The sequence below is a fragment of the Pseudomonas sp. GM84 genome (genome assembly GCF_000282535.1).
Lineage (GTDB): Bacteria > Pseudomonadota > Gammaproteobacteria > Pseudomonadales > Pseudomonadaceae > Aquipseudomonas.
The window spans coordinates 1-9,462 of record NZ_AKJC01000084.1; the positions used below are offsets into that span (position 1 = coordinate 1).

Here is a 9,462-nt window from a genome sequence, read left to right on the forward strand (position 1 = left end):
CAAGCCGGCTCCCACAGACATCGGTGGCGCACCGTGTGGGAGCCGGCTTGCCGGCGATTGGGACTGTCTAGGCAAGACAAAATCATCGCCCACAAAAAAGCCCGCAGCGACGGCGGGCTTTTTTGTATTCAGCCGCTCAGATAGGGCGGCTGCCGTACTTGTTGTCCGGCTTCTTGGGAGGATCGGCGACCACGTTGGCCTCGACTTCCTGAACCTTGCCACCACGCGCCAGGAAGTCTTCCATGGCCTTGGCCAGGGCGTCACGTTCCTTTTGCTTGGCTTCCATGCTCGGCATCTCGTCTACCGAGACAGCCGCCTTGGATTTGCCCTTGGCCGCGGGGGCCGGGCTGCTGTCGTCTTCGCCAGCGTCTTCGACACCGTCGTCAGCCGCCGCTTCGAGGCCTTCATCACCCTCGTCTTCGTCGCCTACTTCGAGGTCATCATTTTCCAGATCGTCGTCGCTCATGTTCTACCTCATGACTTGCGAAAAGCAGGTTAGTTATAGACCAGTGCAGCCGTAGACCGGCAGCCACCAGTGAAAATTCAACTGGCCGTGGGTTGGCCACTGCCCTTGGGTCTGCGCTCCTGATGGGAGGCGGCACCCAGCAGGCCCTGCTCCTGGCAGGGCCTGACAAAATCCTTGAGCCCCTGCTGGCCACACGCTACTGGCAAGCCTAGCAAAGGCTGGGAAAGCGTGGGGACTGCTCGTCCAACACCCTTCGGCGCGCATTCTAGCGCGCCCGTGGAAAAAGCAAAGCGTCATCAATGCCTGGCGTCTTGTAAGTTTTTGGCCTGCGTCGCGAACGTGAGTGATAAACCGTTTGCACTGCAGGAAAAGGCAAAAAAAAGACAAAAAAATGCCCGGCAAGCCGGGCACGTTTTCCAGCGTCGCAGTTACAGGTTGTAGCCGCGTTCGTTGTGTTGAGCCAGGTCGAGACCGACCGACTCTACTTCTTCGTTGACCCGCAGGCCCATCACCACATCCAGTACCTTGAGGATCACATAGGTGACGATCGCGGTGTAGACCACGGTGAAGATCACACCCTTGGCCTGAATCCAGACCTGCGCCCCGATGTCGGTGACCGCGCCGAAGCCGCCCAGGGCGGGAGCCGCGAACACACCGGTGAGGATCGCGCCGATGATGCCGCCGACGCCGTGCACGCCGAAGGCATCGAGCGAGTCGTCATAGCCCAGCTTGCGCTTGAGGCTGGTGGCGCAGAAGTAGCAGATCACGCCAGAGGCCAGACCAATCACCAGGGCGCCCATCGGGCCCACAGTACCCGCCGCCGGCGTGATGGCGACCAGGCCGGCGACCACACCAGAAGCGATGCCCAGGGCGCTGGGTTTGCCGTGGCCGATCCATTCGGCGAACATCCAGCCCAACGCGGCGGCAGCGGTGGCGATCTGAGTGACCAGCATGGCCATGCCGGCAGTGCCGTTGGCCGCCGCAGCGGAGCCGGCGTTGAAGCCGAACCAGCCGATCCACAGCATGGCCGCGCCCATCAGGGTGTAGCCCAGGTTGTGCGGGGCCATCGGCGTGGTTGGATAGCCTTTGCGCTTGCCCAGCACCAGGCAGCAAACCAGGCCGGCGATACCCGCGTTGATGTGCACCACGGTGCCGCCCGCGAAGTCGAGTACGCCCCAGTCCCACATCAGCGCGCCGTCACCGCTCCAGACCATGTGCGCGATAGGTGCGTAGACCAGGGTGAACCAGATGCCCATGAACACCAGCATCGCGGAGAACTTCATGCGCTCGGCAAAGGCACCGACGATCAGCGCCGGGGTGATGATGGCGAAGGTCATCTGGAAGGTGATGAATACTGCCTCAGGGAACAGTGCGGTGGCCGATGTCAGCCCCGAGGGCGTGACGCCACTGAGGAACGCCTTGGAGAAGCCGCCGACGAAGGAATTGAAGTTGAGCACGCCCTTTTCCATACCGGTGGTATCGAAGGCCATGCTGTAGCCGTAGATGACCCAGAGAATGCTCATCAGGCCGGTGATGGCGAAACACTGCATCATGACCGAAAGCACGTTCTTCGAACGCACCATGCCGCCGTAGAACAGGGCCAGGCCAGGGATGGTCATGAACAGCACCAACGCCGTGGCCGTGAGCATCCAGGCGGTGTCGCCGGAGTTCAGCACCGGGGCAGCTTCCTCTGCCAGGGCAAGGCCCGGCATTACGAGGGACAATAGGGCTCCTAGCCCTGCGATCTTACGCAGAGTCATGTTGTTTTCTCCTGGGGCGTTGGGTTTGGTGAGGCTTTTTTCGGCGCTTAGATCGCGTCGGTATCGGTTTCGCCGGTACGGATGCGGATCGCCTGCTCCAGATTCACCACAAAGATCTTGCCGTCACCGATCTTGCCGGTGTTGGCCGCCTTGGTGATGGCTTCGATCACGCGATCGAGGTCCTTGTCGTCGATGGCCACGTCGATCTTCACCTTGGGCAGGAAGTCGACCACGTACTCCGCACCGCGATACAGCTCGGTGTGGCCCTTCTGCCGCCCGAAGCCTTTGACTTCCGTGACGGTAATGCCTTGCACGCCGATTTCCGACAGCGACTCGCGTACGTCGTCCAGCTTGAACGGCTTGATGATGGCTGTGACTAGCTTCATGAAACTCTCTCCCGATTTGGTGGACTTGCCCCAGGAAAACAAACCCGTCTCAAGTCTAAGCGCAGCGGTTAGCTTTGTAACGCGTCGTCGGCATCCGGCTCCGCGTGCGCACTGCTTGGTCACAAAGAACTGCATCAGTGCATGGCTCGTGATGGGTATTGCAGAAACCTTGCCAGTTCCAGCAAAGCGCAGGAAAACAAGGTGTTGCGTGAAACGGTCGGAATTGGCCAGTCGCCAGCATGGAAAAGATGCACAATTTCGGTGCGCGCCAGCCACGCGGGCTGCTCGAAAAATGTGCAATCAAAGGCAGATTTTCCCCGTGCTACACTGCGAGCCATTTCTCCGATTCAGTGGACAGCCGCATATGCTCGCGCCCAAAGCCCTTCTCGACGCCCTGAGCGACCAGGCCTCGCGCCTTTTCAGCAGTGATACCGCCCAGCCCCGCGCAGAACTGGAAAGCCAGTTCAAAGTGCTGATGCAAGGTGCCTTCAGCAAGCTGGACCTGGTCAGCCGCGAAGAATTCGACAGCCAGATGGTGGTCCTGGCGCGCACCCGCGCACGCCTGGAGGCCCTGGAAAAACAAGTTGCCGAGCTGGAAGCCCGGATGGCGCCAGCTGCACAGGAATAAAAACCCGTCAGTTAAAGGAGTGGCTCACATGAAAGTCAGTGCCCGCAATGTCTTTGAAGGTAAAGTCACCGCTGTTCAGCCCGGCGCGGTCAATGCCGAGGTCGAACTGACCTTGGCAGGCGGCGAGAAGCTGGTGGCAGTCGTGACCATGGCCAGCCTGCACAACCTCAACATCAACGTCGGCAAGCAAGCCGTCGCGCTGGTCAAGGCGCCATGGGTGGTGCTGATGACCGATGCCGATGGCTACACGCTCTCCGCGCGCAATGCCCTGCAAGGCGAAGTGGTGCGGGTCGGCGACGGCGCGGTCAATGCCGAAGTGGTACTGAAGCTGGCGGGCGGCACCGAAGTGTTCTCCATCGTCACTCGCGAAGCCGTGCAGGAGCTGGGCCTGGCCCCCGGTGTGAAAGCCACGGCGTTGATCAAGGCGTCGCACATCATCCTCGGCGCCAAGCCCTAGAAAGCTCGCCCTCAAGCAGAAGCCCGCTGGCAGTCCGGTTCCGCACTGCCAGCCTTGGGCGGCAACTCCCTTGCATCCAGATCGCCCCGGAACAACGCCGCACCGCAGACCGTGATCAAGGTCTTCACCACGCTGTGCGAGTTCAGTATCTGCGCGCGTATGTGCTCGATGACAAGATCATCCGGCTGCAGCGCGACCGCGCGGTTCACCCATTCGATGGCGGCGAAGCGGCTCTGCTTGCGCGTACCTTGCCCCTGCATCCAGGCCAGCCCAAGCTCCGCGCAGGCACGCCCGGCGACTTCCGCATCCGGGAACTCGACCAGCTCCAGCAGATAGGCGACCGCCTCTGCGCGCTCGCGCGCATCGCCGAAGGTGCGTTGCAGGATACCCAGTTGCAAGCGCGCACGGGCATCGAGTTGTTCATTGCCCAGGCAATCGAGCAACAAGCGCCTGACCGCCAGCATCGCACTGCGCTCATGCAACGCTTCGCCGCCACGCATGCGTTGGCAGGCCAGGTCGTACTTGGCCATCTGGTTGCCTGACTGCGCGGCACACAACAACCAATGCTCCGCTGATGCGGCATCCCGGTAGTGTTCGGGGGTATTGGCCAGCCGGCCGCAGTGCAGCTCATAGAGCGCGGCGGCGGCGTCTGGCAACTTGCGCTCGGCGCATTGCTGGTAGAGGAAATACGCCGCCTCGTGCAGGTTCGCGGCCCAAAGCAGGCGCGGTACTTCGAGCACATCGAAGCCAAGGCCCTCGCGCCCGCACTGGCGATTGACCGCAGCGTGCAACCAGACGCGCGCCTGTTCGGCGGATTGTCGGAAACCCCACAACCCGAACTGGTGCCCCACGGCCCGCAGTGCGCAAGCTGCTGCCTGCATGCGGCTTTCACACAAGCGCTCGATGGCCACGCGGAAGGCCGCTGTGGCGCCCTCGCCGCCGTGAAACAGCACGAGGCAGGCAAAGCTGTAAAAAGGCTCACCGATGCTCGACACGAAACCATGGTCAGGGTAAAGCTCGACGCTGGCGACGAAGTCGTGCAGCGCACCAGGGTAATCCTGCAGCGAGGCGTAGCGTAAAGCGCCGCGCAAGGCCAGCAACGTGGCACGCTCCCTGGCCCTGAGGTCATGTTGCGCCCACGCCTCGAAGGTTTGCTGCCATGCCACGATCTGTGGCAACTGGACGGCTCGCGGCAGCCAGAACGCCTCTTCCACAGCCAACCAACGGATCGCATTGCGCTGCCGCTCGCTCCAGTACTGGCACAGCGGGCCGCTGACGAGCTGGTCAATCGCGTCAAAGCTGCCGCCCCAGCGCGGCGTCAGGTAGCGAGCATAGGCTTCGATCGCCTCGTAGCAGCCAGGCCACCAGGCCAGCGCATGACGTAGCCAGTAGTCCTTGGCGCCCTCCCCGTCAGGCCGGCGCGCACCGAGGCAACCTGGCAATGCCTGCGGCAGTTCCACCAGCGGTGTCAGGCCATGCTTGACCAGCAGGGGTGCCGCTGCCTCCTGCACTTCCACGTCAGCATGTGCACTGGGCCGGAAGCGCGCTACCTGGCCACGAAACAGTTCGACCAGCCAACCCGGCTCATGGAAATGCGCGCTGATCTGCAGCATCCCGATAGCAGCAGCGACAGGTTGCGGGCTGCGTTCCATGGCCCGCAGGAAGTGCGCCGCGCCCATTTCACAGGCCTGCTCTGCAGCCAGCCTGCGCTCTTGCGAGACGGCATCGGCGGCAGCGCTGCCACGAATGTGACACGCCCGGTTGAAGCAGTGAAAGCCCATCGCAACCTGCGGATGGTAGGCCTTGGGACAGGCGTCTATCCACGCCTTGAGCAGCTGTGTCAGCGCCTTGCTGCTGCCGACATCCCAGTCGACCAGCATATGCCCCTGGACCGCTTCCATGTACGCGGGACAGTCGCCGGGCGGCGCCTGCTGCCAGCGCACTTGAAGGCTATCGATGTAGCGGCTGAGTTCAGCGAATTCATTGGCCTGCACCCGTTCACGAATCTGTTGGCGGGCGCGAGTGAGCGTTTGCACGGGCAGTACCTTAAGTCCATTTATGGATCGCGTTGTCGTCCGGTGGCAACGGGATTAACCCTTGAACACTAAGCCATAGCTCGGCGCTTCGCAAAGTTATTGGATCCATTTTTTGCGAGATTATGTAAAAAGACAGGGAAAATCACTGGCTTGCAAAACGACGACGCACTCTTCTTGCGCGGCCCAGTCCCCTGCTCACTATGATTGCCAGAGCCGCAGGAAGCGGTGCCCTCATCAGTGACAGCGGAGCGTCCATGTCCCTTGCCCTCGTCCACAGCCGCGCCCAGGTTGGCGTGCAGGCGCCTGCGGTCAGCGTCGAAACCCACCTGGCCAACGGCCTGCCCCATCTCACGCTGGTCGGTTTGCCGGAAACCACGGTCAAGGAAAGCAAGGACCGGGTGCGCAGCGCCATCGTCAACTCCGGGTTGAACTACCCGCAAAGGCGTATTACCCAGAACCTGGCGCCCGCCGACCTGCCCAAGGACGGCGGCCGTTATGATCTGGCGATCGCCTTGGGCATTCTTTGCTGCCGACGCCCAAGTGCCGCTGGCGGGCCTGGCGGATATCGAATGCCTGGGCGAGCTGGCGCTTTCCGGCAAACTGCGCCCGGTTCAGGGCGTGCTGCCTGCAGCCCTGGCGGCGCGGGAAGCGGGACGGGCGCTGGTGGTGCCACGGGAGAACGCCGAGGAAGCGAGCCTGGCTGGCGGCTTGCTGGTGTATGCGGTGGGGCACCTGCTGGAGCTGGTGGCGCACCTCAACGGTCAGGTGCCGCTGCCGCCCTTTTCCGCCAATGGCCTGGTCCTGCAGAACCGGCCGTACCCTGACCTGAGCGAGGTGCAGGGTCAGGTAGCGGCCAAGCGCGCCTTGCTGCTGGCGGCGGCCGGGGCGCACAACCTGCTTTTTACCGGCCCCCCAGGCACAGGCAAGACCTTGCTCGCCAGCCGCCTGCCTGGGCTGTTGCCGCCGCTGGATGAGCACGAAGCCCTGGAGGTAGCGGCGATCCAATCGGTGAGCGGACAAGCGCCCTTGAACAGCTGGCCGCAGCGGCCTTTCCGCCATCCCCATCACTCAGCCTCGGGCCCCGCCCTTGTGGGGGGCAGCAGCCGGCCTCAACCCGGGGAAATCACCTTGGCACATCATGGCGTGCTGTTTCTGGATGAGCTGCCGGAATTCGAACGACGCGTATTGGAAGTGCTGCGCGAGCCACTGGAATCCGGTGAAATCGTGATCGCGCGGGCCCGCGACAAAGTGCGCTTCCCGGCGCGCTTCCAGCTGGTGGCAGCGATGAACCCCTGCCCGTGCGGCTACCTCGGCGACCCCACTGGCCGCTGCCGCTGCAGCACCGAGCAGATCCAGCGCTACCGCAACAAACTGTCCGGCCCCTTGCTGGACCGCATCGACCTGCACCTGACCGTGGCCCGCGAAACCACCACGCTCGACAACCGTCCCAGCGGCGAGACCAGTGCCGATGTGGCGATGCGAGTGGCCACGGCGCGTGAGGTGCAGCAACGGCGGCAAGGCTGTGCCAACGCGTTTCTGGACCTTGAGGGGTTGCGCCGCCATTGTCCGTTGCAAGCTGCGGATCAGGCCTGGCTGGAAAGCGCCTGCGAGCGATTGAGCCTGTCCTTGCGCGCGGCGCACCGTTTGCTGAAAGTGGCGCGTACCCTGGCTGATCTCGAAGGGACCGGTTCGATTGCCAGGGCCCACCTGGCCGAGGCACTGCAGTACCGCCCCGCGAGCCCCTGAAACTGTCACCTAAGATGGGACAATGTTTCTCCCGACCAGCAGATTGTCTGGGCCTGCCACAATCCCCAGAATTGTCCTCCACACTGTTCTAACGCTGCCCCGGCAGCTCATGGAGTACGAGCCAATGCCACACGAAGGCAGCCTTCTGCAAACCGCGGTGATCTTCCTGCTCGCCGCCGTCCTCGCCGTCCCCCTGGCCAAACGCCTGCAGCTGGGTGCCGTGATCGGCTATCTGCTCGCCGGCGTGGCCATTGGTCCGCAGGCGTTGGGCCTGATCCGCGACACTGAAAGCGTCGCGCACATCTCCGAGCTGGGCGTGGTCCTGCTGCTGTTCATCATCGGCCTGGAGCTGTCGCCCAAACGCCTGTGGCTGATGCGCAAGTCAGTGTTCGGCGTCGGTACCGCGCAGGTCCTGCTGACCGGCGCGGTGATCGGTGCCATCGCCTGGTTCGGCTTCGGGCAATCGCTGCCGGCCGCCGTGGTGCTTGGCCTGGGCCTGGCACTGTCGTCCACCGCCCTCGGCCTGCAAAGCCTGGCCGAGAGCAAGCAACTCAACGCACCCCACGGCCGCTTGGCGTTCGCCATCCTGCTGTTCCAGGACATTGCGGCAATCCCGCTGATTGCGCTGGTTCCCCTGCTGGCGGCCAGCGGCCCGGACACCAGCCACGGCGACAGCCTGCAACACGGCCTGAAAGTGTTCGCCAGCATTGCCATCGTCATCGTCGGCGGTCGCTATCTGCTGCGTCCGGTGTTCCGCACCGTGGCCCGCACCGGCCTGCCAGAGGTGTCGACCGCCACCGCGCTGCTGGTGGTGATCGGTACCGCCTGGCTGATGGAGGAAGCCGGCATCTCCATGGCGTTGGGTGCATTCCTCGCCGGCCTGCTGCTGGCCGACTCGGAATACCGGCACGAGCTGGAGTCGCAGATCGAACCGTTCAAGGGCCTGCTGCTGGGCCTGTTCTTCATCAGCGTCGGCATGGGCGCCAACCTGAGCCTGCTGCTGGAAATGCCACTGGTCTTGCTGGGGCTGACCCTGCTGCTGGTGGCGGTCAAGCTGGTACTGCTGATCGGGGTCGGGCGCCTGGCGGGTGGCTTGACCAGCGCCAGCGCACTGCGCCTGGGCATGGTGCTCGCAGCCGGTGGCGAATTTGCCTTCGTGGTATTCAAGCTGGGCAAGGACCAGGGGCTGTTCGATACCCAGACCTACGACTTGCTGCTGATGACCATCACCCTGTCGATGGCCATCACCCCGTTGCTGATGCTCGGCTGCGCCCGCGCCCTCAAGCGCCCGCAACCCACCCGTGAAGTGCCAGAGCAATACAAGGCCATCGACGCGGGCACACCGCGCGTGGTGATCATCGGCATGGGCCGCATGGGGCAGATCGTGTCGCGCATCCTGCGCGCGCAGAAGATCCCGTTCATTGCGCTGGAAACCTCGGTGGATGCCATCGAGATGACCCGCATGTTCGAACAGGCCCCGGTGTTCTACGGCGACCCGCTGCGCAGCGAAGTGTTGCATGCGGCCAAGGTGGGCGAGGCAGAGTACCTGGTGATCACCACCGACGACCCCGAGGTGACCACGCGCACGGCTGAACGGGTCAAGCGCCTGTATCCGCACCTCAAGGTGCTGGCCCGCGCGCGCAACCGCCAGCATGTGCACAAGCTGGTGGACGTCGGCGCCGAGCCGATTCGCGAGACCTTCTATTCAAGCCTGGAGATGACCCGCCGGGCGCTGGTCGGCCTGGGGCTGAGCGATGCGCAGGCGGCGGATCGGATCGAGCGGTTTACCCAGCATGATGAGGAGGTGCTGGTGGCTCAGGGGCAGGTGCGCAATGACCGCGCCAAGGTGATGCAGACAGCCAAGGAGGCGCGGTTGGAATTGGAGCGGTTGTTTGATTCGGATGCGGATTGAGGGTGAGGGCGATAGTGATCGCCGGTATTGATTTGTCGCTGTCGAGATCGAGCGCCGCCCGCGCGGCGCAT

7 protein-coding genes and 1 pseudogene are annotated in these 9,462 nt (G+C 63.5%); 4 read left to right on the top strand and 4 right to left on the bottom strand.

The window, feature by feature from the left end; translation table 11 throughout:
• Window positions 1–136 precede the first annotated feature (136 nt).
• The 3 genes from sutA to glnK all read right to left on the bottom strand — a co-directional run bounded on the left by sutA (window position 137) and on the right by glnK (window position 2,612).
• The gene (sutA, locus tag PMI38_RS06280) at window positions 137–466 is read right to left on the bottom strand and encodes a transcriptional regulator SutA (RefSeq protein ID WP_008091863.1); all 330 of its coding nucleotides are present in this window, start codon (window positions 464–466) and stop codon (window positions 137–139) included.
• A 428-nt stretch (window positions 467–894) separates the two neighbouring features.
• Window positions 895–2,226, bottom strand: a complete 1,332-nt coding sequence (locus PMI38_RS06285) for an ammonium transporter (protein ID WP_008091864.1) — start codon at window positions 2,224–2,226, stop codon at window positions 895–897.
• A 47-nt stretch (window positions 2,227–2,273) separates the two neighbouring features.
• Window positions 2,274–2,612: a P-II family nitrogen regulator gene (glnK, locus tag PMI38_RS06290; RefSeq protein ID WP_002555808.1), complete on the bottom strand. Its 339-nt coding sequence runs from the start codon at window positions 2,610–2,612 to the stop codon at window positions 2,274–2,276.
• 364 nt (window positions 2,613–2,976) lie between these two features.
• Between glnK and PMI38_RS06295 the strand changes: the two genes are divergently transcribed.
• Window positions 2,977–3,240, top strand: a complete 264-nt coding sequence (locus PMI38_RS06295) for an accessory factor UbiK family protein (RefSeq protein ID WP_008091866.1) — start codon at window positions 2,977–2,979, stop codon at window positions 3,238–3,240.
• 28 nt (window positions 3,241–3,268) lie between these two features.
• Complete coding sequence (locus PMI38_RS06300; protein WP_008091868.1) at window positions 3,269–3,697, top strand: TOBE domain-containing protein; 429 nt, start codon at window positions 3,269–3,271, stop codon at window positions 3,695–3,697.
• A gap of 11 nt (window positions 3,698–3,708) precedes the next feature.
• Here PMI38_RS06300 and PMI38_RS06305 read toward each other — a convergent pair whose 3' ends face one another.
• A complete protein-coding gene (locus PMI38_RS06305) occupies window positions 3,709–5,733 on the bottom strand; it encodes a DUF4034 domain-containing protein (RefSeq protein WP_008091870.1) in 2,025 nt (674 codons plus the stop codon).
• Between the two features lie 254 nt (window positions 5,734–5,987).
• On the opposite strand from PMI38_RS06305, the pseudogene PMI38_RS06310 reads away from it, so the two are divergent.
• Window positions 5,988–7,479: pseudogene (locus PMI38_RS06310) on the top strand (YifB family Mg chelatase-like AAA ATPase).
• Between the two features lie 124 nt (window positions 7,480–7,603).
• Window positions 7,604–9,391 carry a monovalent cation:proton antiporter-2 (CPA2) family protein gene (locus PMI38_RS06315; RefSeq protein WP_008091872.1) on the top strand — a complete coding sequence of 596 codons (1,788 nt, stop codon included), beginning with the start codon at window positions 7,604–7,606 and terminating at the stop codon, window positions 9,389–9,391.
• Window positions 9,392–9,462: the final 71 nt, after the last annotated feature.